We start from the raw sequence: 26,566 nt of genomic DNA on the forward strand, positions 1-26,566 counted from the left end.
CAACAACGTGAATCACCCATTTGTTCCTTGCACATCTGTAGCAGTGATAGATACATCTTGGTTAGCATCACTTGTTGTTATAATTTTTGGAGTACTACCTGATAAATCGATGGTAATAGTATCACCACTTAACATAGATACTTCTTGGTTGTTTGTCAATTGGTCAGATTGTACATTAGCACCATTTAGAACATGGTATTTAAGTACAGCGTCTAAGGTCTCAATAGGAATATCTCCCAAACCATCCCAATCGTCATTACTATCTAATAAAGCTTGAAAAGCCGCGTTGGTTGGAGCGAATATTGTAAAAGGACCATCTCCTGTTAAAACAGATACGAAGTCTGTAGTGTGTCTCTCATCTGTTAATGCTTGTACAAGTATAGAAAAATTACTATTGTTTGTCGCAAGCGTAACCACGTTTGGAGGTAACATTACTTTATCTATAATATGTACAACACCATTAGAAGCCTCAACATCTGTTAAGGTTGGTTCTGCATCTCCATTAAAATATACACCATCGGTTACCATAACTTGTAACGATAATGGCTCATCGTTAGGTCCTGTAGCTAAAGTATTTACATAACTGTCCGTTAAGTCAGATGATCTTACCGCAGCATCTAATACATGAAATGTTAGGACATTAGTTAAAACATCTACTGGAATATCGTTTATTGTATTCCAATCTGAATTACTATCTAATAGTGCTTGGAAAGCATCGTTTGATGGTGCAAAAACAGTTAAAGGACCTGCAGCGCTTAATGCATCTACAAGGTCTGCTCTGATTACTGCATCAACTAAAAAACTTAATTCAGGGGTTTCTTGAGCTATGTCAACTATTGTTTTGGATGCATCCGGAAATTCAGGAAGGAGAACTGTGTCTACAACGTGTATTACTCCGTTAGTACCCTGCACATCTGTTGCAGTTATAGAAACGTCTTGACCTGCTGTTTCTGTAACTATTTTTGGTGTAGCACCAGATAAATCGAAAGTAATTTTACCTTCGTTTAACATTGTAACTTCTTGGTTGTTTGTCAATTGATTTGCTTGTACATTAGCACCGTTTACTACATGATATTTCAAAACTTCCTCTAATGTTGCTATTGGAATGTCACCTAACCCATTCCAATCAGGATTAGAATCTAATAAATTCTGAAAAGCATCATTGGTAGGTGCAAAAACCGTAAAAGGACCTTCACTATTTAATATAGTAAGGAACTCTGTCGTATGTCTTGTATCGGTAAGCGCAGCAACAAGGGTAGAAAAATTATCATTATTGGCTGCTAAATTTACTATTGTTGGTGGTAACATAACCTTATCTATAAGGTGAATAACACCGTTTGTTGCCATTACATCCGTAAGAATAGGATTGGCATCTCCATTAAATTTAACACCTCCCATAACATTTATCTGTAATGAAATAGCTTCATCGTTAGGACCACTAGAAAGTGTTTCAACATATCCGTCTGTTAAATCTGTAGATTTAACCTCTTGTGGCAATACGTGAAAAGTTAAAACAGAAGTAAGTACAGATACAGGAATATCGTCTAAAGAGTTCCAATCAGGATTGCTATCTAATAAAGCCACAAAAGCCTCATTAGTTGGTGCAAAAACAGTTAAAGGACCTTCTCCGCTAAGAACTCCGGCTAAATCTGCTTTCAAAACAGCTTCAACAAGAATACTCAATTCAGGGGTTTCTGAAGCAATCTCCACAATATTTTTGGGTAATTCTGGAGCTGGTGTTGGATCGTCGTCGTCACACGAGTAGAAAAAAGTGGCACTCATCAGAATAGCGAGCGCAAGCATTGGTTTTAGTTTTTTAATGAACATTGTTAATTGTATATAGTTAGCGCCTACTCATAATTTTAGGTCTTTTTTCAGCATCCTTAGACCTCATTGTTTAACATAACAGCAAAAAACTTAAACATTTTTTCTTTTAAGAAAAAAAATAACGCTTGTAGTATCACATAACGTTACCTCAAAGATATAGTTTTGTTTATTAAAAACAAAAAAATATTAAACAAAATTATGTCTTTTTAATAATATCTCCTCCACATCCTGTAAACTAAAGCCTTTAGCTCGCAACAAAAGTATGTAATGGTACATTAGATCTGCAGCTTCATTTTTGAATAATTCCGCATTATCATCTTTCGCCTCAATTACTAACTCTACAGCCTCCTCACCTACCTTCTGAGCGACCTTATTAATTCCACGTTTGTATAATTTATTAGTGTAAGACTCTGAAGTATCCGTGGCTATTCTATTCGAAATTACAGCCTCCAATTCGTACAAAAAACCTTTTGGTGATTTCTCACCAAAACACGATGTTGTTCCAGTATGACAAGTTGGACCATCTGGAGAAACTTTAATTAATATCGTATCGTTATCACAGTCTACTGTAATTTCTTTTGTCCATAAAAAATTACCTGATTTCTCACCCTTAGTCCAAAGTCTATTTTTTGATCTGCTAAAGAAAGTAACCTTTCCCTCTGTTTGTGTTTTCTCAAAGGCCTCCTCGTTCATATAACCGAGCATCAAAACCTGCAATGTTGCATTATCTTGGATAACCACTGGTACTAAACCGTTACCTTTTATAAAATCTATTTTCATCGTATTTGAATATTTTGCTTTTTTAAATAATTTTTTAATTGTGGTACAGGAATTTCACCAAAATGAAAGATACTGGCAGCCAACCCTGCACTAGCCTCTGTATTGGTAAATAAATCTGAAAAATGCTGTTCTTTACCAGCACCGCCCGATGCAATTACAGGAATGTTTACGACATTACTAACTTGCTTCGTAATATCGATGGCAAAACCATCTTTAGTTCCATCATTATTCATAGAAGTAAGTAAAATTTCTCCAGCCCCCAAAGCAGTGACCTCTTTCGCCCAGTCTAGGGTATCGATCCTAGTATTATGGGTTCCACCTTTAGTAAATACTTTCCATGTATTATCTGTGTATTTTGTATCAATGGCTACTACCACAAACTGACTTCCAAATCTTTCTTTCAAAGCAGTAATTAACCCTGGATTTTTAACTGCAGATGAATTAATGCTTATTTTATCTGCCCCGGCATTAATCAAAACCAAAGCATCTTCTATTGTACTTATACCACCTCCAACAGTAAATGGGATATTGATCTCTTTGGCGACTTTTTCTACTAAACTTACCAGTGTTTTTCTGTTTTCTAAGGTTGCAGTTATGTCTAAAAACACCAATTCATCAGCACCATCTGCGACATAACGTTTCGCAAGTTCTATTGGATCACCAGCATCTTTTATGGCAATAAAATTTACACCTTTTACGGTTCGACCATTTTTTATATCCAAACAAGGAATAATTCGTTTCTTTAACATAATTCTTGCAGTTCTTTTACGTTTATGTAACCTTCATATATGGCTTTCCCTACAATAGCTCCTTCACACCCAATGGCCTTCAACTGCTTTAAATCTTGGATAGAAGCAACACCCCCACTAGCAATGAGTTGTACGTTACTTTTCGAAAGTATTTCTTCGTACAAGGTAACCGCAGATCCTGCTAACATTCCATCCTTTGCAACATCGGTACAAATTGTAGACAACACACCAAAGCGCTCGTAGTCTTGGATAAAGTCTACCACATCGATAGCGGAAGTTTCTAACCAGCCTTGCGTTGCAATCTTTCGATCCTTGCAATCGGCACCCAAAATTATCTTTTCCGCCCCGTAATTTTCAATCCAACTTAAGAATAATTCTCTGTTCTGTATGGCAATGCTTCCACCTGTAATTTGATTAGCGCCACTTTCGAAGGCTATTTTAATATCTTCATTAGATTTAATACCACCCCCAAAATCAACCTTGAGATTGGTTTTTGTGGCAATAGTTTCTAAAATTTTATAGTTGACTATATGTTTAGACTTGGCTCCATCTAAATCTACAACATGCAGGTATTCAATTCCGTTATCTTGAAATTCTTTGGCTACCTCCAGTGGGTTTTCGTTGTATATTTTTTGTGTTGCATAATCTCCTTTAGTAAGGCGAACGCATTTTCCTTCAATAATATCTATCGCGGGAATAATCCTCATAATTTTAAATTTAAATTTCTAAAAAGTTTTGTAGTAATTTTTCACCTATATCTGCTGATTTTTCTGGATGAAACTGCATGGCATAAAAGTTATCCTTTTGCATTACTGCACTAAATTCTTTTATGTAATTACAAAAAGCGATAGTAGCGTCACTTGTTGTAGCATAGTAGCCGTGCACGTAATAAACATCATCAGAAAGAGAAATTCCTTCTAGTAAGGGAACATTTTCAAGCTTACTAAAGTTATTCCATCCCATGTGAGGTACTTTCTTTAATGGCGGAAATTGCTTGGTTACCGCATCGAAAATCCCTAAACATTGGGTATCTCCCTCTTCCGAGGAAGCACACATCAATTGCAATCCTAAACAAATTCCTAAAACAGGTTGTTGCAGCGATACCAAAACTATATCTAACCCTTTTTCTCTCAAATAGGCCATCGCAGAGCTAGCCTCTCCAACTCCTGGAAATATAACTTTACTCGCATTTTGTATTTCGTCTATGTCGTCTGTAATTACGCTATCATACCCCAATCTTGTAACTGCATTTTGTACCGAACGGATATTACCTGCATTGTATTTAATAATCGCAATCATTTGTTATAGTGTTCCTTTAGTGGATGGCAAAATCATTTTACTGGTATCTCTTTTTACAGCCATTTTTATTGCCTTTGCGAAAGCCTTAAAAATTGCCTCTATTTTATGGTGTTCATTTACCCCTTCTGCTTTGATATTCAAATTACACTTCGCACCATCTGTAAAAGATTTAAAAAAGTGAAAAAACATTTCTGTAGGCATTTTCCCTATCATTTCTCTTTTAAAATCTGCCTCCCATTCTAACCAATTTCTACCACCAAAATCAATGGCTACTTGCGCTAAACAATCATCCATTGGCAAGCAAAAACCATAGCGTTCCATTCCTAATTTACTTCCTAAAGCGGTGTGAAAAACCTCTCCTAAAGCAATAGCTGTATCCTCTATGGTATGGTGTTCGTCTACTTCTAAATCTCCATCTACTTTAATTTGTAAATCCAGTTGTCCGTGACGGGCAATTTGATCGAGCATATGATCAAAAAAAGCAATTCCTGTATCTATTTTACTCGTTCCTGTTCCATCGAGATTTACCTCGATCTTAATCTTAGTCTCATTAGTATTTCGAACCACAGAAGCAGATCTTTCTTCTAATTTTAGATATTCATAAATCGCATCCCAATCATTACTCTCTAAGCCGATGTGCGCATCTAACAACTCTCGTTGAACAGAAATTTCGTCGACTCCTAGATACGTCTCATCATTTATATAAATTGCTTTTGCTCCTAAATTTTTAGCCAACTCTACATCTGTGAGACGGTCTCCAATAACAAAGGAATTTGTCAAATCATATGCCTCCGAAAAAAACTTAGTTAAAAGCCCTGTATTTGGTTTTCTTGTCGGTTTATTTTCCTTGGCAAACGTGACGTCAATAATTTCTTCTGCAAAGGTTATTCCTTCTCCTTTTAAGGTATTCATTACAAAATTATGCACCGGCCAAAACGTATTTTCAGGATATACTGCAGTGCCTAAACCATCTTGGTTAGTCACTAGAACCAATAAATAATCTAATTCTTTTGCAATTTTCCCTAGTCCTTGAAATACTTTTGGATAAAACTGTAATTTTTCAAAAGAATCTGTTTGTTCATCGGCTGGTTCTTTAATTAAGGTACCATCTCTATCAATAAATAATATTTTTTGTTTCATTTGGTTTTGTACTTTGAATGGTTAGACAATCTTTTGCATTGCTGTTATTAATTGCTCGTTGTCCCTCGGACTACCGACGGTAATTCGAATGCAATTAGCAATCAAATTACTCCTATTTCTGGTTATTATGTTCAACTGAACCAAGCTGTGGTAAACTTTATAGGCATCCTCTACTTCAACGAGAATAAAATTTGCTTCCGATGGAAAAATAGTTTTTACGTAGTTGATCGATTGTAAGGCAAAAATTAAATCCTCTTTTTCTTGTAGAATAACACGTTTGTTTACTTCAAACAATTCCAAATTATGCAAGGCCTTATAAACCGCATCCTGATTCAAAGCACTTACATTATATGGCGGTTTTACTTTGTTATACAAAGCTATAAGTTCCTTTGAAGCATAAGCCACTCCTGTTCTTGCACCTGCTAATCCCCATGCTTTACTGAACGTTTGACTTATGATTAGGTTTGGATATTTTTCTAATTTTGAAATAAAAGATGCTTTGGTGCTAAAATCAATGTACGCCTCATCGATGATTACAATACCATTAAAGTTATTCAATATCCATGTAATACTTTCCTCAGAAAAGCAATTCCCTGTCGGATTATTCGGAGAGCAAATAAATATTAACTTTAAGTTTTCATCTGCTAAATAAGGAGAGACTTCTTCCAAATTAATCGTAAACGATGCAGTTAGCGGCAATTCTATTAGTTCTACATCATTTATTCCGGCAGAAACTTTATACATCCCATATGAAGGAGTAAAAGTTAGTGCTTTATCTACACCTGGGTTGCAAAAAATCCGAAACGCTAAATCAATAACCTCATCACTACCATTCCCGATAAAAATCTGATTCTCTGCCACATTTTTAATACCGGATAGTATTTTTTTAATTTTACTTTGTTTAGGATCAGGATATCTGTTCAGCTCTCCAAAAGGGTTTTCGTTGGCGTCTAGGTATACATCTGCAACGCCTTTAAATTCGTCTCTAGCCGAGGCATATGCTTGCAAACGAGATATATTTGATCGAACTATTTTTTGTAAATTAAACATTTTCTATTTGATTTAAACGTAATGTAACTGCATTTTTGTGGGCCTCTAAGCCTTCCGCTTCCGCCATTAATTCAATAGCCTTTCCTATTTTTTGAATCCCTGTTTTCGTAACTTCCTGAAACGTTATTTTTTTAACAAAACTGTCTAGAGACACACCACTGTAATTTTTAGCATATCCATTCGTAGGTAACGTGTGGTTGGTCCCACTGGCATAGTCTCCTGCACTTTCACAACTATAGTTTCCTAAAAACACAGAACCGGCATTGGTAATCGTATCTACAAAATTGATAGCATTATCTGACGCGATAATTAAATGCTCGGGAGCATATTTATTGCTAAAAGCAATACAATCTTCTACGGTGGGTAAAACCACTATATAGCTATTATCTAGTGCTTTTTTAGCTAGCTCTTTTCTTGGTAATACCTCTAGTTGAGCCTCTACTTCTTTTACAACACTTTCTGCTAATACCTCTTTAGTAACCACAAGTACAGCTTGGCTATCGGTGCCATGTTCCGCTTGCGACAATAAATCTGCTGCTACAAATTCTGGTATGGAACTTTCATCTGCGATCACCAGCACCTCACTTGGGCCCGCTGGCATATCTATCGCTACACCTTTTTGCTGCGCAAACTCTTTTGCCTTAGTTACATATTGGTTACCTGGACCTAGTATTTTATAGACTTGTGGTATGGTTTCAGTACCGAATGTCATCCCTGCAATTGCTTGGGCCCCACCAACTTTAAAAATTTTCGTAACACCAACTAACGCAGCAGTGTATAAAATTGCCGGATCTATACTGCCATCTTTATTCGGTGGCGTGCATAAAACAATCTCTTTACAACCTGCTATTTTCGCAGGAATACCTAACATCAATATGGTAGAAAAAAGTGGTGCTGAACCTCCAGGAATGTATAAACCTACCTTATCAATAGCGACACTTTTTCTCCAACAGGTAACACCTTTGGTAGTTGATACTTTCGTTATACTAGAAATCTGTGACTGGTGAAATACTTCAATATTATTTTTTGCTAATTGAATAGCTTCTTTTAAATTTTGCTGTACAGCTCCTATTGCCTGTTGTATTTCTTCCTCAGAAACCTGCAAACTTTTAATAGAAACACCATCAAATTTCTCTGTAAAACTTCGTAACGCTACATCTCCAGATGTTTGTACACTTTGCATTATCTCTTGCACTCCTTTTGCTAATGTATCTGCATTAATAGTAGCTCTCTCGCACAAAGAAGACCAAGCAGTAATAGAAGGATTATTAATAATTTTCATCGTATTATTGTTATTTAAACTACCATTTTTTCAATAGGGCAAACCAAAATACCCTCTGCTCCGTTGTTTTTCAGCTCGTCTATAATATCCCAAAACTGATTTTTATCCAATACCGAATGTACAGAACTCCAACCTTCTTCTGCAAGTGGCAAAACCGTAGGGCTTCGCATTCCTGGGAGTATATCGATTATTTTTTCTAGTTTCTCGTTCGGTGCATTTAACAAAACATAACGAGATTGTCTTCCTTTTAAAACTGATTTTATTCGAAATTGAAGCTTGTCAAGAATAGCTTTTTGATCTGAATTTATTTTAGGAGATACTGCTAAAACAGCTTGCGATTCTAAAATCACTTGCACTTCCTTTAAATTATTCTTAAATAAGGTAGACCCACTAGACACGATATCACAAATTCCGTCTGCTAAACCTATGTTAGGAGCAATTTCTACAGAACCATTAATTATGTGAAGATTGGCTTCAATGTTATTTTTTTCTAAAAACTGCCTTACAGTATTTGGATAAGAAGTAGCTATTTTTTTTCCTTGAAAATAAGAAAGATCGCTATACTCCTCTCCTTTTGGTATTGCTAAAGAAACTTTACATTTTGAAAAATTCAACTTTTCAATAAAAGCAATATTCGCTCCTTTTTCAATTAGTAAATTTTCACCAATAATCGCTGCATCTACTACTCCATCCTTTAAGTACTGCGGGATGTCTCCGTTTCGGAGATACAAAACCTCTAATGGAAAATTACTTGCAGCAGCTTTTAATTGGTCTTTTCCATTATCAATAGAAACTCCGCAATCTTTTAAAATTTTTAAGGAATCTTGGTTGAGTCTTCCCGATTTTTGAATGGCTATTTTAAGTTTACTCATGTTGTTTAGTTTTGTTTTCGTAAACCAAACCGAGTAATAACTTTCCAACCTAAGGAAAAGAAAACCCGTTTGATTTACTCAAACGGGTTTAAATATATTTTTACACAATACATCTTCAGCTCGCTTGAGTGCAAGTATGATGATGATGATGATGTAATTGAATTGTTATCATTATTATTATTATACTGCAAATATCACATATTATGTCGTAAATAAACCAATAAACTTTACTTTTTTTAAAAAAAGTTCAACTATAAAAACAAACACTTGTTTATCAGGTGTTTAAATAAATAACACTAGTATTATTCTTTACATTACATCCTAAAAACTTTTAAACAAACACTAAAATATGTGAAAAAAACACTACCATTCTAGCTTTTAAGATTAAATGAGAACTGCATTTTTACGATGTCATAATTTATTTATCTAGAATGATTATAAGTAAACATATTTTTGTATATTTATTTACTCTTTTTTTAGTTTGTAATTTTAATTGCATTAGGAGCTACTTGAAACAAGTAGCACTTAGTTGAAAATTTCTTCCCTAGTTTACATTTAAATCAAACATTTGATTCATTTATCAGTATAAATAATTTAAATAATTTATTATGGCAGAAAACAACAACAAAGTTGGCTTATTTGGTCTTATCGCTATTGTTTTTACTTCAATGGTTGGAAGTGGGGTGTATAATATTCCACAAAATATGGCAGCTGGTGCAGCACTAGGACCGGTTATTATCTCATGGGTAATTACAGGAATAGGAATGTACTTCTTAGCACTTACTTTTGGGATACTCTCGCAAGAACGCAGTGATCTTTCCTCCGGAATTTATGGCTATGCAAAAGAGGGTTTTGGAAATTATATGGGGTTCAATGCGGCATGGGGCTATTGGATTTCAGGAGCGGTTGGAAATTTAGCCTTCATTATAATGCTCAACGATGCCTTTGGGTATTTTTTCCCTTCATTGTTAGACCATGGCATCACCACAATATTTTTCTCGCTTGTTATAATTTGGGTTTTTTCCTTAATTGTGATGCGCAGTGTAACCCTAGCAGCAAAGCTGAATTCCATAACCACCATAATTATATTTATAGCGCTAATTCTTATTACTATTTTGATTTTTATTTACTTCCAACTCGATACATTTACCGTGTCTTTTTGGGGTGAAAAATACAATCTTGACAGTGTAGGAAGCCAAATTAAGGGCACCATGCTAGTTACCTTGTGGTGTTTTATAGGAATTGAGGGAGCGGTAGTAATATCCTCAAGAGCAAAATCTACAAAAGATATTGGAAAAGCGACCAAAATAGGTCTTATTTTGGCATTAATTCTTTATGCCCTAATTAGTATACTTGCCTATGGTTTATTACAACAACCAGAACTTGCAAAACTTAAAAATCCGTCTGCTGTGTTTATGCTTAGTGGATATACTGGTGAGTGGGTTGTTCAATTTGTAAGTGTTTCTGTTATAATATCGTTATTAAGTTCTTTGTTGGCTTGGACCATTTTGGTTGCAGAAGTTCCTTATGCCGCTGCAAAAGAAGGGGTTTTCCCTAAAGCTTTTGCCAAAGAGAACAAGCAAAAATCACCCTATTCCTCTCTAATTATAACTGCTGTTTTAATGAGTGTATTACTTCTGCTAATATACATATCTGAAGATGTGTATATGGCCATGGTAAACATATGCAGTATTATGATTATACCGCCTTATATTTTTAGTGCAGCCTTCTTGTGGAAATCTTCGGAAAAAAGTGAAATTTATGCCGATAACATAAAGAAAAAAATTGGAGCACTGTACATTGGTATCTTAGCAACACTTTACGGTTTTTGGCTTTTGTATTCTGCTGGATTGAGTTATCTTTTACTAGCTTGTATTTTCTACGCTATCGGCATACCATTTTACTACAGTGCACATAAAAACGAACTTAATGAAGGTAAATTTATTTTTACTAAATACGAAAGAGTTCTTGCCATTTTGTTTGTTTTTTTAGCCGTTGTTGCTATTGACTTTTTACTAGTTGGAAAGATTATTCCCTAAAACTATCATCATTAACTTTAAAAATTTATTCATATGGAATATCATAAAATGTTCAAATATTTACTCGTAGATAATCGCATTAACGCAGAAACCTTCACGGGAGCGCTACTACGAGACATTGTCTCTGAAATTGAAAAAAAAGGACACGAAGTTATTATAGCTCAATCGGAGTTTGAAGCAGAAATGGCAATTGTTAAAGAAGCTACTATTGCATGTGCTATTCTAAGTTATGACCAGGAAAGCAATGATTTTAATGCCATTAAAATTATTGACTTCATAAGAAATAGAGGATTTGACACTCCCATTTTTGTCTTATCCGAAAAAGAATTGATTGCAGAAATTACACTAGACCACTTAAATGAAATTAGGGGCTATATTCATCCAGAGGAAGAAACTGCTGTGTACATTGCTAAATACTTAAATCGAGCCTTTAACGAATATATTGATTCACTAAAAACACCTTTCTTTGGTGGAATGATAGATTGGTCGGAAGCTGGAAATGATATGTGGCTCTGCCCAGGACATAACGGTGGTAATTTTTTAAAAAAATCACCACGAGGAAAAATACTTCACGATTATTTAGGCGAACAATTTTGGCGTGCCGACTTTAATTTTGTACCCGACTTGGGGGATGTATTTAACCATACCGGAGAATACTTAGAATCGGAAAAACAAGCGGCAAAAATCTTTGGGGCAGACAGAGCTTACTTTATTTTGAACGGGTCTTCTACCTCGGTAAAAATTATCAACGGCGCACTACTTAAAAAAGGAGATTTGGTGCTATTCGATAGAAACAACCATAAGTCTCATCACCACTCACTCATGCTTTACGGAGCTATACCCATATTTTTAGAGGACGATAGAAATGATTATGGAATGGTAGGCCCTGTAAATTTTGCAGCACTTGATGAGACCAAAATAAGGGAAGATATCAAAAACAATCCCTTGGTAAAAGATAAAAATGCTTGGAAAAAAGCGCGCCCTTTCAGAGCTATCATTATCGAAAACAACACCTATGATGGCACCACCTATAACGTTGCTACCTTGATAGAAAAATTAGGGCATTTAGCGGATTATATTTTTTTAGATGAAGCTTGGGGAGCTTTTATGAAGTTCCATCCTATATTTAAGAATCGTTTTGGTATGAGCTATGATTTCAAAGAAAAAGATCCTGGCCTTTATGTAGCACAATCTACACATAAACAACTATGTGGTATGAGCCAAGCCTCACAAATACTAGTTAAAGACAAACATATTGAAGGAAAAGACCATCATATTAATCACCTTCGAATGAATGAAGTATATATGATGCACATGAGTACATCGCCGTTTTACCCAATGTATGCCTCTTTAGATGTAAGCGCGCAAATGATGAAAGGAAAAGCTGGTTTTGTCATGTGGGACGATGCACTTCGATACTCTATAGAAATTCGAAAAAAAATACGTGAAATAGCAAAAGTATATGCCAAACACGAAGACCCTGCTAAACGATGGTTTTTAGATCCATTTGTTCCCGACAAAGTAACCATCACGAATTCTGAATATACCGAAGATCTGATCGATGTTCCATGGGAAGAGGTCAGTACCGATGTTTTGGTAATGGAACAACAAGCCTGGATTATGCGGGAAGGAGCAACATGGCATGGTTATAAATCGGTTAAAGATGACTTTGTAATGATCGACCCTACTAAATTAATGCTGCTTACCCCTGGTATTGATAGAGAGAACAATACCTACGAGGAACACGGAGTTCCTGCGCCATTATTAGGAAAATATTTACGATCACGTGGGGTGGTTCATGAAAAGACAGATTTTAATTTAATATTATTTTTAATAACACCTGGTATTGAAAAAAACAAAGCGGGAACCATGTTGGCTGAAATAATAAGGTTTAAGGAATTATATGATGAAAATGCGTTGATGGAAATAGTTTATCCTGAATTGACCAAAGAATTCCCTGAACTATATAAAGGCAAAGGAATTAAAGATGTTGCACAAGTAATTCACAACATATACAAAGACAATAATGCGAAAGCCTTGCAAAAAAAGTTATTCCAAAAAGAACATTTTCCAGAAATGGTAATGTCGCCACAAAAAGCACAAGAAAAATTTGTAGCTGGTGAGGTAGATTACGTGCCATTAACCGAAGCTAAAAATAGAATAGCAGCAACCCTAGCACTTGTATATCCTCCAGGAATTGGAGTAATATTTCCAGGGGAACGATATGACGATAAAGCGCAACCAATGCTAGATTATTTTGCCTTATTTGAAAAAACAAATCCATATTTTCCTGGTTTTGATAATGAAATTCAGGGAGCCTACCTCGAAAAAGATCCAAAAACAGGAAAAGAAAGATATTACACCTACGTAATAAAGGAGTAAATCAACAAGTAACTTAAAGTATAAGTTTTGTAAAACCTATACTTTAAGTTACCTTTGTTACGAAGGAAATATTCATGCAAAAAAAAACTCTCAACAAGTGAATCATCCTAGAAAAAAGGAAAAACAAGCCGTCCTTATTTCTATTGTAATGAACTTCATACTTGCGATACTAGCGCTATACTACGGATTTCTAACCAATGCCGAAGCGATTATGTTGGATGGTTATTATTCTATTGCTGGCGGAATTCTTGCAGTAATCTCCATATATGTAATAAAACTAGTGTATCGACCTGAAAATAAAGAATTTAATTTTGGTTACTCTAGTATAGAACCATTGTTTAATATGGTGAAGGGGTTACTTATTTTTATTGTCATTCTCACATCCACCTATAATGCCGTAATCGATGTAATAAACGGTGGTAGTATTCCAGATTTTAGTGGTGCCATTACCTACTTTATACTTTCTACAGTTGCTTGTTTTTTAATGAGTATTTACTTTTATAACCTTCATAAAGTTGTACATACGTCTTTACTAGATCTCGAGTATAAAAACTGGTTTATAGACACTTTAATAAGCGCTTCTGTTGGCGCTACTTTTTTCATTTCTAAAAGTTTAGCCAATACAACTTTAGCTTTTGTAATTCCGTATACGGATGCCATTGCAACGCTAATTATAGTTGCCATAGTAATTAAATTTCCAATACAGGCTATTTTAAGTGGTTTTAAAGAAATATTACTTTCTGTTCCTCCAAAAAATATTATCGTCAAAATTAAAACAATAAAGAATGAGATTTTAAGTAATAATAACATTAAAAATATTCACTTTAAAGCAACCAAAACAGGAAGAGAAACCTATGTTTTATTTCATTTGCAAACCAAACATGAAATCGATATGGCTGTTGGATTTCAAGACCAAATAAAAAAAGAAATTTTACAAAAATTAAGAGATTCTATAGGTGGCATTGTAAAAATAGATGTTTGTTTGACCTTAGAAGATTTAGAGCAATACCAAAAACTATAGCAACATAAATCAATTAGAAAACAATGGGTTATTGCCAAATTGATTTTTCTCTACGGATGCCCCAGTTTCTAGGTAATATTTAAAACCTTTAACTACCGATTGTATATACTTTTGCATATTAGGAGTAAAATAGAAAGTAGAAATTAACCCTCTAAAAACTTTTGGATACCTTTGTAAAGCAATCGTACGAAATAACTCAATTGTTATGGCCAATTTTGCGGTAGTTTTTGTTTCTGGATGTATTTCCCAAAGTACTTTTGCAGCTGCATACCGCCCTCTCCCTATATATAATTCATAGCCCTTCCCTTGCTCCCATTTTATAAAATATCGATGTAAAACTACCCCATTGTAATAGGTTATTGTATCTTTTGCTCCTATGCCTGGCCATTGTAATACCTCGTTTTTTTCACAAAAGGGATGACAGCGTTCTAAAATGCCCGGAGTAGTGATTACTTCCCATAACTGTGCTACAGTAGCTTGTATTGTAGTGGTATAAGAAACCACCGTTGTAGTTCCTGACTGAGTTAACTCCATTTTATACTTTTGGTATTAAAAGTAACTAAAATAGTGAAAATTTAAACCATTCTAAAGTACCATTCCTCTAAAAACCATTAAAAATAACTTTAAAACAAATATCTTTATAGCATATCATTCTTAAGACGATTGTATGTTGAAACGTAAATATTTATACGGTATACTTTTTCTTGTGTTCTGTTTTTTCACTATTGAAATCGCAGTAAATATAATAGTTCCGCAGGTTCTAAATAATAATCCAAATCGCATCTACGATATTGCTTTTAAAAAAATATCTTTCTCACTGCTCAAAAATAGTATTGGAATTAAAAATGCTAGCATTATACCAATTAAAGATTCCATAACCGAATCTTCCATGGAGGGAAATATTCCACTAATAGAAATTAAAAATTTTAGTTTGTACGACCTTCTGGTACACAAAAAACTTAAATCCAAAGGCGTGTCTATCTACCAACCTGATTTTAAAATTATTTCTAGAAAAAAGAAACAAGCAGCAGCGGATAACTCAAAATCTATTGGTCTATTTTGGAAAGATTTCTACGATCGAATTGAATTAAAAAGTGTTGCGGTAAAAAATGGAAGGTTGGAAATAGTAAAAAGCATAGACACAACCCAATCGTTACTTTCTAAAAATATTAACATTGAAATTCAAGGTGTATTTATAGACAGCACCCAACTAAGCAATCCTTTACCTTTTATCTATTCTTCTTATACATTAAACATTGGCAACACCTTCTCCTCTATTGGAAAGTGGTATAAAGTTTCTATGCAGGGCTTTAAAGCAACAGAAAAAGAGCTAATCGTAAAAAAGGTAAAAGTAACGCCGAAATATACGCGAAAACAATTTGTTAGCAAATTAAAAAAAGAGGCAGACTATATTATATGCGAAATGGATAGTTTAAAAATGTTTAATACAAAATGGGGGTTTTATAAGGATTCCCTCCAAATTAATGGCAATTCTGTAGAAATTGATGGGATGCGAACTACTTTATACCGTGATAAATTAGTTAGAGATGACAGGTCTAAAAAAAAACTATACAGTGCGGTTTTAAGAGATTTACCTTTTTACCTAACCATAGATACGCTTTCTATAGCAAACTCTGAACTCACCTATGAAGAAAAAACAAAAGCACAAAACGGACCAGGTATTTTACAACTAAAAGAGCTTCGTATGACCGCAAGCAATATTGATAACTTTAACATTCATACCCTAAAAAAAGACACCAAAATATCTCTTTTCTCTAAATTATATGGTGAGGGCAAATTGGAAATGCACTGTAATTTTAACATAGCCAATACCAAAGACAGTTATAACATACACGGAAACCTTAGCAACATGAACTTATCTCTTGTGAGTGCTTTTACCAGACCTACAATGAACACCAATGTTTCAGGCTACATGCACGAACTAGATTTTATTATAAACGGTTCCGATTACGATGCAAGTGCTGTTTTAAACTTTGCTTATGAAAATTTAAAAGTAGAAATCTTACATAATAAAACTGGCAACAAAAGAGCAATTCAAACCGCAATTGCCAATCTTCTACTTAAAAAAAACACTAAAAAAGACAAAGTATCTATTGAAAAAGTGTATGTAAAAAGAGACCCCTCGAAATCTATATTTAATCAAATTTGGAAATGTATAGAGGCCGGGTTAAAGAAAACTCTACTATAGAAAAATTGTATACTACTTTAATTTCTCATTCTCATCACCAAAGGTATCCTAAAAAAAGCTCCCGAAGGAGCTTTATTTAGGGGTAACTATCAACTAACAATAAACATTAACGTCTATTTTCTTTATATATCATGGAAACACTGTTCCAATCATTTGCAATATTAAACCCAACAAAATTAAGATAATTCCGTGTTTGGATATCCTGTCTATTTTTGTGGCATCTCCCTCTTTTAAAGTTTCATCGGTAGCTTTTGGATTGTATAATTTTAAATTTGGCAATCCAAAATAAAACAAGACTATCAACCCGAAACAGTTGAAAACAAGACCAGTTAAGGTAAATAACATAATAAATTAATTTTTATATAAAGATATCGCGGACTTATAGTGGAATGAATCTAAATAAGGGTAAAAATATAAACCTTGTAGTACATCTAAAAATAAAAAAAGCCCTTATATATTAAGGGCTTAGAGTTTGGGTGGAAGATCGGTCTCGAACCGACGACCTCCGGAACCACAAGCCTATGACCTTTAAAAGAGCAAAGGTTAATAATCTATAAATGAACAGATTAAGTATTGTTAACATTAACAAAAATAAACCTTTTTTTTGAAATTGTAACCCCAAGTGTAACCCCTATCTTAAATAGTTAAATCAACTTTGTAATAAAGAATAGGGAACCAATGATAATAATTGAAGTTAATTTTCATAATGTCTTTTCGAGTAAAAAAAGGAATATTCATAATTTGAATACTCCCTTTTTTATTTAAAACTATTTATAAATCCCAGAATTCACAAGACTTTCCCAATGTTGGAACCTTTTTGTCGTGGTTTTAAATGGAGAGTGCACGATATATTTATCTTTTAATTACCTATTTTTGTACTATCGTGTTACTTTAGTTGTAATTTGTAATATTTAAAAATATTTATGGATACAGGTAAAATAATAGAAAGTTTACGTAAGAAACTTAATTGGTCACAATCTGAACTATCAGATAAAACCAATGTTTCTCTTGTAATGACTGGTAAATATGAACGTGGAGAGGCAATGCCTTCAATAGAAGCTGATAAAAGTATTGCAAATGCTTTTAATGTTTCTTTAGATTATTTAAGAGAAGAAGGAGTAAATGCTTCTTTTGATAAAAAGACTGTACAACGTTTAAAAGATATACAGAGCTTAGATAGTGATAAGCAAAAAATGCTATTTAAACTGATTGATACCGTCATTAGAGATACTAAAGCTAAAAGTGCTTACAACTCTTAAACCAATAATATTCATTCTTATCACCACTATAACTTATTTTAATTAAAACAATGGAAAAGCAAGAGATAATATTCATTATAAGTTTATTATTTATAGGTATTAGTATATTTTTTTTTATATTAATTTTATTAATCAATAAGTATAATGCAAAAGCTAATAACTGTAGAAAAACTAAAGGTAAAATAATTACATCTACCTTAATTAAAGAAAAAAATTCTTACCCTATAGATACTGATATGGCAGGACCAACAGACCAGACAAAGTATGTGCCTAAAATTGAGTTTGAAGGAATACTTAATGGAGATAAATTTATGTCTAATAAATTATACTATTCTTCTATCAATAATATGTTTTTTACATCTAGCTTCAGTAAAAATATTGTAAAAAAATTCCCAGAAGGTAAAGAAGTGGAAGTTTACATTAGACCTGATAAAAAAAATTATATTTTTCTAATAAAAAAATACCTATGCTAAATAAGATTATTTTGTTTTCCTCTTTTTTAGCAGTAGGCATTTTATGTTTATTATTCAAAAATCAGATAGCTGACTTTTTATAATCTAATAGTCAAAAGATAATGTAATATTTTGCTCTAAGACACTTTCTATATTTACATCAAAGTTAAAATTTTGAACTTGCCACTTATCTAATGGCTTATACAATATAAAATTAAACCTTAAAGGTTGTCTATCATATTTTGCAATAGCACTAATTACTCTATAGCTTTTACCAATATTAATACTTTTTATAGTCTCATAACCTTGATAAGAGCCTAATTGACTAATTAGGTTATTTAATTTTAAAAACACCGTTTCCTTTTGACTTTTTTCAAAATTAAGCCACTTATTACTATTAAAAATATCTTCAATAGCCTTTTGAGGCTTTCCATCATATGTTTTAAAAAAATTAGAGACTATTTTACTTTCTTTAAAAGAAGGCTTAGATTGAAGTTGACAACAAGATATAATATTACAGCTAACTATGGCTATTAATAATGGTTTCATTTTGTTTTTATATATTTTGATATTTATTTTTAGTTATGCGTCTTTAGGAACAAATCCAGAAGGTCCATTTATTATAAGGTTTTTAGCTCTTTCAAAGAAATTAGATACTGCTTTTTTAGCTTCATCTAGTTTTACTCCAATAGCATCATAGGTATGATCTATATGCTTGTTGTTGATGGTTACTCTTGTTGGTAAGTTTAAGTGATTTTTCATTATTTTAATACATTTTTGTAACCTTTTCTGTAACCTTTATAAAAATGTAAACCTTGCAGGGTCGTCTAAAAATAAAAAAAGCCCTTATATATTAAGGGCTTAATGTTTGGGTGGAAGATCGGTCTCGAACCGACGACCTCCGGAACCACAATCCGGCGCTCTAACCAACTGAGCTACAACCACCATTTGACTTGCGGGTGCAAATATACAAGGTTTTTTAATTTCCTACAATATTTTTTTTTAAATTAATTTACTTAAATCTTCCACTGCAACATAACGTTCTGAGGTAAAGCCCTCTGCATATTCTACCCCAATTAACCGGCCTAAATCTTTTGCTCTGTAGGTTATACTTTCCGTAAAATTCTTGCTGGTAATGGGAGTTTCTGGTTCCTTACTTTTAGGATCAAAAAATTGAGAACTATACGCCATTACTGCTGCTTCCTTTTTGGAAATAAACTCGGTAACATCTACTACAAAATCTGGTTCAATATTTTTCCATTGTATGTAATGATAAACCTGCTTTGGTCGCCATTTTTCTTGTGTAACATTATCTAAAAAGGTTTCAATTTTAACTAAACCACTTAAAAAACAGGCATCGGAAACCACCTTACTTCCCTTGGGGTGATCTATATGCCTATCGTCTATAGCATTACATAGAACTATCTCTGGTTGGTATTTTCGCAGCAGGCGTATTATTTCTAGCTGATGTGCTTTATCATTCCTAAAAAAACCATCCGCAAAACCGAGATTTTCTCGAACTGCAACGCCTAAAATTTTTGCAGCCTTTGTAGCTTCCACCTTGCGTAATTGTGCAGAACCTCGGGTGCCTAATTCACCTCTCGTAAGATCTACGATGCCTACTTTTTTCCCAAAGCCACCTCTTTGGCTATGGTTGCACCACAACCAAGCTCTACATCGTCTGGATGTGCTCCAAATGCCAATATATCTAATTTCATTATTTAATTTTTTCTATTGCTTGTTCTATATCTCTAATCAAATCTTCCGTATCTTCAATGCCAACTGAAAAGCGAATTAAACCATCTTTTATCCCTTGACTTGCTCTTTCTTCAGTAGACAATAATTGGTGTGAGGTTTGTGACGGGCTTAATAAAGTACTCTCTACCCCTGCCAAACTCATAGATGACTTTATAAGCTTTAAATTGCGTTGAAACTCCATAGTATCTATTGTATCTTTCAGTTCAAAAGAGAACATACCGCCAAAATATCGCATCTGCTTTTTTGCGATTTCATGATCCTCATGAGAAACCAATCCAGGATAGTATACTTTTTCAATAAAAGAACTATTCTCAAGGTATTCTGCCATTACCAAAGCATTATGACTTTGCTGCTTTACGCGCAAATAGAAAGTTTTTAGGCTTCGTTCTAACATCCATACGGTGAAATCACTTAAACTTCCTCCAAAGTTTTTAGCGACATTCCAAATTTTCTTTATGTGTTCTTTAGAACCCGCAACGGCACCTGCCAGTATATCCGAATGCCCTCCCATATACTTTGTTGCCGAATGAATAATTATGTCAATACCAAAATCTACAGGGGTTTGATTTATAGAAGAAGCAAAAGTGTTATCGATCATCGTAAGAATCCCGTGTGCTTTCGCAAGTTCTTGAATAGCTTGCATATCTATAATTTTCATCAAAGGATTGGATGGTGTTTCTATGAAAATAACTTTGGTGTTATGTTGTATTTCCTTCTCGAAATCAGCAATTGCCATACTATCGGTAAATGTATACGCAATACCAAACTTATCAAATTCTTCTACAATAAAATTATATGTTCCTCCGTACAGCGTTTCCTGTAAGATTATATGGTCGCCTTTTTGAAGAAACGCTAAAAGACTAGTGCTTATGGCCGCCATTCCCGATCCAAAAATAAGCGCATCCTCTGTTTTCTCCAGTGCAGCAATTTTTGCACATAGGGCTTCCTGATTGGGCGTGTTAAAATAGCGCGGATATCGTTTAACTGCAACGTTATCAAAGGCATATGACGTAGACATGTATAACGGAGAAACTGCTCCCTTAAATTGTGCATCTTTTAATTCGCCAGCGTGGATACAAGTAGTATTAATTCCGAAGGGTGTTTTTTTATTCATTTAAAAATCTAATATTAAATTGTTTGTAGTTGTTTATGGTTAGACGTATAAAAACCAAAAGAACTACGAAAACAAGGATAAAAAGTATCCTTAAAGCTGATTTGATTTTTTACTAGATATGTTGCTAAAATACAAAAACTGGCGCACTCAAAAGAAAGGCAGAGACGTATTTAAAGAAAAATAAATGTAATTGTATGTAATATAAAATTAACTGAAATGAGAATTGTATTAAAGAGAAAAAATAACGGTAAGTTGCAATAACGCCTCGCCTTTTAAGAAATAAAATTAATATCTTCGTTTTATGGAAAGAGTTGCAATTTTAGGTGGCGGAAACATCGCAAATCACCTCATCAAAGCTTTTTTAGAAAACCAAGAGATTGTTTTACAGCAAATTTATGCAAGAGATGTAGAACAAGTTAGATCCTTTGAAAATTCATGCGATATTACCAATAGCATAAGAGCACTAAAAGAAGCAGATGTTTATATAATTGCTGTTTCTGACACTGCGATTGGAGAAGTTTCTGCTGCAATTCCTAGTACTAGTTTGGTTGTACACACCTCTGGGAGTGTTGCTATGGATACCTTACAAAATAGTGGTAGAAAAGGAGTTTTCTACCCATTGCAAAGCTTTACAAAAAATAAAAAAGTTAATTTTCGAAACATCCCGTTTTGTATTGAGGCCGAAACCAAACAAGACCTTTTTCTATTGGAAAAATTAGCACATTCTTTAAGTGACAAAATTTATCTTATCAATTCCCAAGAGAGAAGATATTTGCACGTGGCTGCTGTTTTTGTGAATAATTTCACCAATCATTTGTACCAAATTGGAGAAGACATCTGTAAAAATTATAAGGTTCCGTTTGAAATACTCATGCCACTTATTAGAGAAACAGCAGCAAAAATTGAAGCGATTTCTCCTAAAGAGGCACAAACAGGCCCTGCCAAGAGAGGAGACAGCAAGACCATGCAAAATCATCTAAATTTGCTTACCAAAGAACAACAAAAAATTTATAAAATATTAAGTGATTCAATTACACATGGAGAAAAGTTATAAACAAATAATGCCTGAAATTAAGGCTTTCATTTTTGATGTAGATGGCGTATTAACTAACGGAATGGTAACCGTTACTACCGACGGACAATTAATTAGACACATGAACGTTAAAGATGGGTATGCTTTAAAGGCAGCCGTTACTAATGGGTATAAGGTTTGTATTATTTCAGGTGGAAGTAATGAAGGTGTTCGAAAAAGGTTAGCCAATCTTGGAATTGAAGATATTTATCTCGGTGCTAAGGATAAAGTTAAGCAATTTAAAATGTTTGCCGAAAAATATAACCTAGATGCAGATACCATCGCCTATATGGGAGATGACGTACCAGATTATCCTGTAATGCGTCTTGTAGGACTTCCATGTTGTCCAAAAGATGCTGTTCGAGAAGTACAGCAAGTAGCCAAGTATATCTCCGATAAAAAAGGAGGAGAAGGCTGCGTACGAGATGTCATCGAACAAATAATGCGTGTACAGCAAACTTGGGAAAATAATTACGATGCTAAAAATGATTAATCTATACTAATTAAATACTTCAAAAATGAAAAAAACACTTTTTACGCTAGCACTTCTGCTTTTTATCACACAGGCTAATGCACAATCTATTTTTGGAAAATGGGAGAATTTAAACGAGGAAACCAAAGAGGTAGATAGTGTTATTGAGGTCTACGAAGAAAATGATAAAGTGTATGCAAAAATAATTGCCATCACCGATGCAACACGACAAAAGGCTGTTTGTGAAAAATGTTCAGGTGACAAGAAAAACAAACCTATTTTAGGCATGCAAATTCTTAGTGGATTGCAAAAAGATGGGGATCAATGGAATGGCGGTACCATAGTAGATCCTAAAAACGGCAAGGAGTATAAATGCTATATCAAGTTAGAGGAACCCAATAAACTAAAAGTAAGAGGCTATATTGGTTTTTCTGCCATGGGAAGAACAAAGTATTGGTATCGAAAAGACAGTTAATCTCCTACATATAAAAAACCAGCATTCTAATTAAAAATGCTGGTTTTTTGTCGAATTGCTATGCAACAGAGAAGGGCCCTACTATTTCAACAACTGCGGAAACTTTTTCTTAAAGCGATTTAATCTAGGAATAGAAACGTTTTGCACATAGGGGTCTTCTGGATGCAGTTTTTCATAATCTTGATGGTACGCTTCGGCTTCATAAAATTTGCTAAATTCGGTTACCTGTGTTACTATCTTTCCGTTATAAGTTGTGGTATTCAATTTTGCAATGGTGCGTTGGAGAATTTGTTTTTGTGCTTCTGTTTGGTAAAAAGCAATAGATCGATACTGCGTACCGTAATCCGGATTTTGTCCATTTACAGTAGTGGGGTCATGAGAACCAAAAAATACATCTACCAAAACCTGATAGCTTACTTGTTTCGGGTTGTAGTATACAGCAACAGCCTCTGCATGGCCTGTTCTTCCAGTACCAATAGATCGATAGGTTGGATTTTTTGTATGCCCACCAGAATACCCAGATACTGCCTCACTAACTCCTTTTACACTCTCAAATATGGCCTCTACACACCAAAAGCAACCGCTGGCAAAGTAGGCTACCTCTTGCTCTTTTTGTATTTCCTTAGTGACTTTAGACTGTGCTAAGCCCAAGGCTGCATTTCCGATAAGAAGTGCTACTAAGGAGAGATTTGTTATAAACTTTTTACTACGCATGTTTTTTATATTTAATCGATAAGTTTTGCCATTGCCGTCTTAATAATTTCAATATTTTTTACTTTATTAGACGGATTACTAGATTTTTGCATTTGTATCATTTGTCGAAGCATATTAATACCAACGGTGTTAAAATTATACTGTTTGTATTGTATTCCTTTAGCAACAATATCGTCGGTTAAATTTTGTATAGCTTCTGAATTGTTACTCTTGGAAATTTTTTCATACGCTTGTTTGTACAACATCTGAATCTTTTTATTTGGACTCAAAAACATTCCTGACATTACATTTCCTGCTATAAAATTTAATTCATCGTCGTCATTTTCTTCTAAGTATATTCGCGTAAGCGGAGTCGCGATTATTTTTTTAACTTCTAAAGGCAAGGTTTTTGACTTTTGTATGGCAAGGTCTTTATTGACATAATACATAGCAACTAACGACTTTCCTAATACCGCAAAAGATTTACTTTGTAATCCTTTTTCGAATACCGGCTGCAGTTCTGGCTCGGTTAGTTTTCCGAGAGTTTCAATGGCAGCTGCTTGCACCAGTGTTTTGGGATCGTTTTTAGCAATTGACTCAATCTTTTTTATCACATTCCTTTTTGAAAATTTATTGATTAAATTAATATTTTCCAAGGCAAGGATTCGTATTTTATAGAAATTGTCATCTAATGCATTTGCGATTGCATTGAAGGCCTCTTTTTGGTCTTGTTTTTTGGCAACCTCTAAAATAGCCTCCCTTTTATGTGCGAAATTTTGAGCATATTGTAATTGGTAAATGTAATCGTTTAATACTTTATTTTCATTAATATCGCATAATAAAACACCATCGGCATTCACTTGAATTAAGTTTGGCTGTTTGGTATAGGGAAAAGTAAAAGAAGCATCTTTACCCTCCACAAATACTTTGTGTCTTGTTCTTTTTCCTCCTTCAAAAACATCTATTGCCAGAGGGAACTTAAACTCTTTATTTTGTGTCTGGTACAGATTTACCGTAACGGTTTTTCGAAGCTTATTATAGTCATAAGATACCGCTAATTTTGGATGGCCGCTGTTAAAATACCATTGGTTAAAAAACCAATTCAAATCTTTACCACTAACCGACTCTAGTGCTAATCGAAACTGATGGGCTTCTCCTGTACCGTATTGATTATCTGTTAGGTATTTATGTAACCCCTCATAAAATGCTGCATCGCCGAGGTAGTTCCTAAGCATGTGCAAGATGGCTCCTCCTTTGTTGTAGCTAACCGCATCAAACATATCCTCTTTATCGGCATAATAAAATCGAACAAGATGCTTGTCATAATTTTGGCCATCTTTATAGGCTTTTGTATCCTTAAATAAATGTGCATCTGCCTCCTCTTTTCCATATTTATGTTCCAACCATAAATATTCACTGTAATTTGCAAAACTCTCATTAACCGTTAAATTACTCCAACTCTCTGTTGTTACTATATTTCCAAACCAATGGTGAAATGCTTCGTGTGCAATCGTACTCTCGTGTCTATTTTCATCAATTAACTGCCCTGGCATCTGGTAGGCTTGCTCTCCATGAATTACCGCCGTAGTATTTTCCATTGCACCACTTATATAGTCTCTACCAACAATTTGTGCATATTTACTCCAAGGGTATTCTATGCCCGTTATTTTCGAAAAAAAAGCGAGCATCTCAGGCGTATCTCCAAAAATATCTTTTGCATACGGTGCATATTTTTTTTCAACATAATACTCTACTGGAATAGATTTATAGGTGTCTGAAATAATTTCATACTCCCCTATTCCCATAAAAAAAGATAAGGTGCATGTTTTTTCGTAAAATTCCAATAATCGGTTCTAGTACCGTTGGTATTTTCAATTTGTTTTTCTAAGGTTCCATTGGAGAGGGTTACGAATTTATTAGGTACAGTTATGTATAACTCTTGCGAGGTCTTTTGGTTTGGTGCATCTATGGTTGGAAACCAACAACTACTCGACTCTGTTTCTCCTTGTGTCCAGATTTGCGTTGGTTTTTCCGTATCCAATCCACTAGGATTAATAAAATACAATCCTTTGGCAGATGTTATTGCTGCGCTACCTTTTTGCTGGACTTTCTCTGGACGCGCTGTATATTTTATATAAATAGTGTATTCTTGATCTCGTTGATATACTTTTGGTAATTCAATCTTTATCTTTAGGTTATCGTAGGTATACTCTAGTGGTTTCTCATCCATAGATATCTCATGAATTAGCATGGCTTTGGCATCTAACTCTAAGGTTTTTGTATCGTAGAAGTGGGGTTTTAAAGTAACCCATTCTTCACCCTGCAATGTCTTTTCTTCAAAATTAAAACCTACTTTTAGCTTTGTATGCACCAAACTATTTACAATATCTTTTGCTGCTTTATAGCTGTGTTGCGATTGAATGAAATGAATGGGAATGAAAAATAAAAAAAATAGTACTGAAATCTTTCTAGAGGTCATATAAATTAAATTTACCTGATATTGTGTTTAGGTATGCGCTGCATCCTTTTAAAAAGGAATATCAAAAATAAGAAATAATGCTCGTATGCCTGTTAATAAGCAGTTAAAAACCAAACCTGCTTGGCATTTGTCGCACTAAAAA

Annotated in this window: 26 protein-coding genes, 1 tRNA gene and 1 pseudogene; 9 read left to right on the top strand and 19 right to left on the bottom strand. The window is 34.1% G+C overall.

The window, feature by feature from the left end:
- Positions 1-12: 12 nt before the first annotated feature.
- From BSU00_RS13210 to hisG, 9 genes are all read right to left on the bottom strand, one after another.
- Entirely contained in the window at positions 13-1,827 is a 1,815-nt protein-coding gene (locus tag BSU00_RS13210; RefSeq protein ID WP_233188591.1) for a fasciclin domain-containing protein, read from the bottom strand.
- Between the two features lie 186 nt (positions 1,828-2,013).
- A complete protein-coding gene (gene hisIE / locus BSU00_RS04670; RefSeq protein WP_105003322.1) occupies positions 2,014-2,607 on the bottom strand; it encodes a bifunctional phosphoribosyl-AMP cyclohydrolase/phosphoribosyl-ATP diphosphatase HisIE in 594 nt (197 codons plus the stop codon).
- Positions 2,604-3,356, bottom strand: a complete 753-nt coding sequence (gene hisF, locus BSU00_RS04675) for an imidazole glycerol phosphate synthase subunit HisF (RefSeq protein ID WP_105003323.1) — start codon at positions 3,354-3,356, stop codon at positions 2,604-2,606. Before hisF ends, hisIE begins: the two co-directional genes overlap by 4 nt.
- The gene (gene hisA, locus BSU00_RS04680; RefSeq protein WP_105003324.1) at positions 3,350-4,063 is read right to left on the bottom strand and encodes a 1-(5-phosphoribosyl)-5-[(5-phosphoribosylamino)methylideneamino]imidazole-4-carboxamide isomerase; all 714 of its coding nucleotides are present in this window, start codon (positions 4,061-4,063) and stop codon (positions 3,350-3,352) included. Before hisA ends, hisF begins: the two co-directional genes overlap by 7 nt.
- A gap of 10 nt (positions 4,064-4,073) precedes the next feature.
- Positions 4,074-4,655: an imidazole glycerol phosphate synthase subunit HisH gene (gene hisH, locus BSU00_RS04685; RefSeq protein WP_105003325.1), complete on the bottom strand. Its 582-nt coding sequence runs from the start codon at positions 4,653-4,655 to the stop codon at positions 4,074-4,076.
- A 3-nt stretch (positions 4,656-4,658) separates the two neighbouring features.
- Positions 4,659-5,795 (bottom strand): bifunctional histidinol-phosphatase/imidazoleglycerol-phosphate dehydratase HisB, encoded by a 1,137-nt coding sequence (gene hisB, locus BSU00_RS04690; protein ID WP_105003326.1) that lies wholly within the window; start codon positions 5,793-5,795, stop codon positions 4,659-4,661.
- A 21-nt stretch (positions 5,796-5,816) separates the two neighbouring features.
- Positions 5,817-6,845 carry a histidinol-phosphate transaminase gene (gene hisC, locus BSU00_RS04695; RefSeq protein ID WP_105003327.1) on the bottom strand — a complete coding sequence of 343 codons (1,029 nt, stop codon included), beginning with the start codon at positions 6,843-6,845 and terminating at the stop codon, positions 5,817-5,819.
- Positions 6,838-8,127, bottom strand: coding sequence for a histidinol dehydrogenase (gene hisD / locus BSU00_RS04700; RefSeq protein ID WP_105003328.1), 1,290 nt, complete (start codon positions 8,125-8,127; stop codon positions 6,838-6,840). The genes hisC and hisD overlap by 8 nt, the downstream gene beginning before the upstream one ends.
- Before the next feature lie 14 nt (positions 8,128-8,141).
- Positions 8,142-8,999, bottom strand: coding sequence for an ATP phosphoribosyltransferase (hisG, locus tag BSU00_RS04705; protein WP_105003422.1), 858 nt, complete (start codon positions 8,997-8,999; stop codon positions 8,142-8,144).
- 608 nt (positions 9,000-9,607) lie between these two features.
- On the opposite strand from hisG, the gene BSU00_RS04710 reads away from it, so the two are divergent.
- The 3 genes from BSU00_RS04710 to BSU00_RS04720 all read left to right on the top strand — a co-directional run bounded on the left by BSU00_RS04710 (position 9,608) and on the right by BSU00_RS04720 (position 14,441).
- Positions 9,608-11,038: a basic amino acid/polyamine antiporter gene (locus BSU00_RS04710; protein WP_105003329.1), complete on the top strand. Its 1,431-nt coding sequence runs from the start codon at positions 9,608-9,610 to the stop codon at positions 11,036-11,038.
- Positions 11,039-11,071: 33 nt separating this feature from the next.
- Positions 11,072-13,420 (top strand): Orn/Lys/Arg decarboxylase N-terminal domain-containing protein, encoded by a 2,349-nt coding sequence (locus BSU00_RS04715; protein WP_105003330.1) that lies wholly within the window; start codon positions 11,072-11,074, stop codon positions 13,418-13,420.
- Positions 13,421-13,517: 97 nt separating this feature from the next.
- The gene (locus tag BSU00_RS04720; protein ID WP_146104791.1) at positions 13,518-14,441 is read left to right on the top strand and encodes a cation diffusion facilitator family transporter; all 924 of its coding nucleotides are present in this window, start codon (positions 13,518-13,520) and stop codon (positions 14,439-14,441) included.
- Between the two features lie 9 nt (positions 14,442-14,450).
- On the opposite strand, the gene BSU00_RS04725 is transcribed toward BSU00_RS04720, so the two are convergent.
- On the bottom strand, positions 14,451-14,975 hold the full coding sequence (locus BSU00_RS04725) for a hypothetical protein (protein ID WP_105003332.1): 525 nt from the start codon (positions 14,973-14,975) through the stop codon (positions 14,451-14,453).
- Between the two features lie 133 nt (positions 14,976-15,108).
- Here BSU00_RS04725 and BSU00_RS04730 point away from each other — a divergent pair, with 133 nt between their 5' ends.
- Positions 15,109-16,650 carry a hypothetical protein gene (locus tag BSU00_RS04730; protein WP_105003333.1) on the top strand — a complete coding sequence of 514 codons (1,542 nt, stop codon included), beginning with the start codon at positions 15,109-15,111 and terminating at the stop codon, positions 16,648-16,650.
- 129 nt (positions 16,651-16,779) lie between these two features.
- Here the strand turns inward: BSU00_RS04730 and BSU00_RS04735 are convergent, their stop codons facing one another.
- Positions 16,780-16,995, bottom strand: a complete 216-nt coding sequence (locus tag BSU00_RS04735; RefSeq protein ID WP_105003334.1) for a hypothetical protein — start codon at positions 16,993-16,995, stop codon at positions 16,780-16,782.
- Between the two features lie 578 nt (positions 16,996-17,573).
- Between BSU00_RS04735 and BSU00_RS04740 the strand changes: the two genes are divergently transcribed.
- Entirely contained in the window at positions 17,574-17,909 is a 336-nt protein-coding gene (locus BSU00_RS04740) for a helix-turn-helix domain-containing protein (protein ID WP_105003335.1), read from the top strand.
- Positions 17,910-17,959: 50 nt separating this feature from the next.
- Positions 17,960-18,382 carry a hypothetical protein gene (locus BSU00_RS04745; RefSeq protein ID WP_105003336.1) on the top strand — a complete coding sequence of 141 codons (423 nt, stop codon included), beginning with the start codon at positions 17,960-17,962 and terminating at the stop codon, positions 18,380-18,382.
- An 84-nt stretch (positions 18,383-18,466) separates the two neighbouring features.
- Here BSU00_RS04745 and BSU00_RS04750 read toward each other — a convergent pair whose 3' ends face one another.
- The 5 genes and pseudogenes from BSU00_RS04750 to BSU00_RS04770 form a co-directional block, all read right to left on the bottom strand.
- Positions 18,467-18,910, bottom strand: a complete 444-nt coding sequence (locus tag BSU00_RS04750; RefSeq protein WP_105003337.1) for a hypothetical protein — start codon at positions 18,908-18,910, stop codon at positions 18,467-18,469.
- Between the two features lie 33 nt (positions 18,911-18,943).
- Positions 18,944-19,123 (bottom strand): hypothetical protein, encoded by a 180-nt coding sequence (locus tag BSU00_RS04755; RefSeq protein ID WP_105003338.1) that lies wholly within the window; start codon positions 19,121-19,123, stop codon positions 18,944-18,946.
- Positions 19,124-19,231: 108 nt separating this feature from the next.
- Positions 19,232-19,307 (bottom strand) — tRNA-His (locus BSU00_RS04760).
- Between the two features lie 56 nt (positions 19,308-19,363).
- Positions 19,364-20,079 (bottom strand): annotated as a pseudogene (gene bshB1 / locus BSU00_RS04765) (bacillithiol biosynthesis deacetylase BshB1).
- Positions 20,079-21,233, bottom strand: a complete 1,155-nt coding sequence (locus BSU00_RS04770; RefSeq protein WP_105003339.1) for a PLP-dependent aspartate aminotransferase family protein — start codon at positions 21,231-21,233, stop codon at positions 20,079-20,081. Before BSU00_RS04770 ends, bshB1 begins: the two are co-directional and overlap by 1 nt.
- A 301-nt stretch (positions 21,234-21,534) precedes the next feature.
- Here BSU00_RS04770 and BSU00_RS04775 point away from each other — a divergent pair, with 301 nt between their 5' ends.
- The 3 genes from BSU00_RS04775 to BSU00_RS04785 are packed head-to-tail and all read left to right on the top strand — an operon-like array spanning position 21,535 to position 23,252.
- Positions 21,535-22,287 carry a Rossmann-like and DUF2520 domain-containing protein gene (locus tag BSU00_RS04775; protein ID WP_105003340.1) on the top strand — a complete coding sequence of 251 codons (753 nt, stop codon included), beginning with the start codon at positions 21,535-21,537 and terminating at the stop codon, positions 22,285-22,287.
- A complete protein-coding gene (locus BSU00_RS04780; protein WP_105003341.1) occupies positions 22,271-22,798 on the top strand; it encodes an HAD family hydrolase in 528 nt (175 codons plus the stop codon). The genes BSU00_RS04775 and BSU00_RS04780 overlap by 17 nt, the downstream gene beginning before the upstream one ends.
- A 25-nt stretch (positions 22,799-22,823) precedes the next feature.
- Positions 22,824-23,252: a DUF2147 domain-containing protein gene (locus tag BSU00_RS04785; RefSeq protein ID WP_105003342.1), complete on the top strand. Its 429-nt coding sequence runs from the start codon at positions 22,824-22,826 to the stop codon at positions 23,250-23,252.
- Between the two features lie 81 nt (positions 23,253-23,333).
- Here BSU00_RS04785 and msrA read toward each other — a convergent pair whose 3' ends face one another.
- From msrA to BSU00_RS13215, 3 genes are read right to left on the bottom strand one after another with little or no spacing between them, the layout of a single operon-like run.
- Complete coding sequence (gene msrA, locus BSU00_RS04790) at positions 23,334-23,966, bottom strand: peptide-methionine (S)-S-oxide reductase MsrA (RefSeq protein WP_105003343.1); 633 nt, start codon at positions 23,964-23,966, stop codon at positions 23,334-23,336.
- An 11-nt stretch (positions 23,967-23,977) separates the two neighbouring features.
- Positions 23,978-25,750, bottom strand: coding sequence for a M1 family aminopeptidase (locus BSU00_RS04795; RefSeq protein WP_233188592.1), 1,773 nt, complete (start codon positions 25,748-25,750; stop codon positions 23,978-23,980).
- On the bottom strand, positions 25,741-26,424 hold the full coding sequence (locus BSU00_RS13215) for a M1 family metallopeptidase (protein WP_233188593.1): 684 nt from the start codon (positions 26,422-26,424) through the stop codon (positions 25,741-25,743). Before BSU00_RS13215 ends, BSU00_RS04795 begins: the two co-directional genes overlap by 10 nt.
- Positions 26,425-26,566: the final 142 nt, after the last annotated feature.

The sequence above is a fragment of the Tenacibaculum sp. SG-28 genome (assembly GCF_002954385.1).
Classification (GTDB): domain Bacteria; phylum Bacteroidota; class Bacteroidia; order Flavobacteriales; family Flavobacteriaceae; genus Polaribacter.

Coding starts and splice junctions, on each gene's coding strand:
- hisC (WP_105003327.1), bottom strand. CDS start 6,845: ATGTTTAATTTACAAAAAATAGTTCGATCAAATATATCTCGTTTGCAA.
- hisF (WP_105003323.1), bottom strand. CDS start 3,356: ATGTTAAAGAAACGAATTATTCCTTGTTTGGATATAAAAAATGGTCGA.
- BSU00_RS13215 (WP_233188593.1), bottom strand. CDS start 26,424: ATGACCTCTAGAAAGATTTCAGTACTATTTTTTTTATTTTTCATTCCC.
- BSU00_RS04725 (WP_105003332.1), bottom strand. CDS start 14,975: ATGGAGTTAACTCAGTCAGGAACTACAACGGTGGTTTCTTATACCACT.
- hisH (WP_105003325.1), bottom strand. CDS start 4,655: ATGATTGCGATTATTAAATACAATGCAGGTAATATCCGTTCGGTACAA.
- BSU00_RS13210 (WP_233188591.1), bottom strand. CDS start 1,827: ATGTTCATTAAAAAACTAAAACCAATGCTTGCGCTCGCTATTCTGATG.
- hisB (WP_105003326.1), bottom strand. CDS start 5,795: ATGAAACAAAAAATATTATTTATTGATAGAGATGGTACCTTAATTAAA.
- hisIE (WP_105003322.1), bottom strand. CDS start 2,607: ATGAAAATAGATTTTATAAAAGGTAACGGTTTAGTACCAGTGGTTATC.
- BSU00_RS04795 (WP_233188592.1), bottom strand. CDS start 25,750: ATGGGAATAGGGGAGTATGAAATTATTTCAGACACCTATAAATCTATT.
- BSU00_RS04785 (WP_105003342.1), top strand. CDS start 22,824: ATGAAAAAAACACTTTTTACGCTAGCACTTCTGCTTTTTATCACACAG.
- hisA (WP_105003324.1), bottom strand. CDS start 4,063: ATGAGGATTATTCCCGCGATAGATATTATTGAAGGAAAATGCGTTCGC.
- msrA (WP_105003343.1), bottom strand. CDS start 23,966: ATGCGTAGTAAAAAGTTTATAACAAATCTCTCCTTAGTAGCACTTCTT.
- hisD (WP_105003328.1), bottom strand. CDS start 8,127: ATGAAAATTATTAATAATCCTTCTATTACTGCTTGGTCTTCTTTGTGC.
- BSU00_RS04775 (WP_105003340.1), top strand. CDS start 21,535: ATGGAAAGAGTTGCAATTTTAGGTGGCGGAAACATCGCAAATCACCTC.
- BSU00_RS04740 (WP_105003335.1), top strand. CDS start 17,574: ATGGATACAGGTAAAATAATAGAAAGTTTACGTAAGAAACTTAATTGG.
- BSU00_RS04710 (WP_105003329.1), top strand. CDS start 9,608: ATGGCAGAAAACAACAACAAAGTTGGCTTATTTGGTCTTATCGCTATT.
- hisG (WP_105003422.1), bottom strand. CDS start 8,999: ATGAGTAAACTTAAAATAGCCATTCAAAAATCGGGAAGACTCAACCAA.
- BSU00_RS04745 (WP_105003336.1), top strand. CDS start 17,960: ATGGAAAAGCAAGAGATAATATTCATTATAAGTTTATTATTTATAGGT.
- BSU00_RS04735 (WP_105003334.1), bottom strand. CDS start 16,995: ATGTTATTTACCTTAACTGGTCTTGTTTTCAACTGTTTCGGGTTGATA.
- BSU00_RS04730 (WP_105003333.1), top strand. CDS start 15,109: ATGTTGAAACGTAAATATTTATACGGTATACTTTTTCTTGTGTTCTGT.
- BSU00_RS04755 (WP_105003338.1), bottom strand. CDS start 19,123: ATGAAAAATCACTTAAACTTACCAACAAGAGTAACCATCAACAACAAG.
- BSU00_RS04770 (WP_105003339.1), bottom strand. CDS start 21,233: ATGAATAAAAAAACACCCTTCGGAATTAATACTACTTGTATCCACGCT.
- BSU00_RS04780 (WP_105003341.1), top strand. CDS start 22,271: ATGGAGAAAAGTTATAAACAAATAATGCCTGAAATTAAGGCTTTCATT.
- BSU00_RS04715 (WP_105003330.1), top strand. CDS start 11,072: ATGGAATATCATAAAATGTTCAAATATTTACTCGTAGATAATCGCATT.
- BSU00_RS04750 (WP_105003337.1), bottom strand. CDS start 18,910: ATGAAACCATTATTAATAGCCATAGTTAGCTGTAATATTATATCTTGT.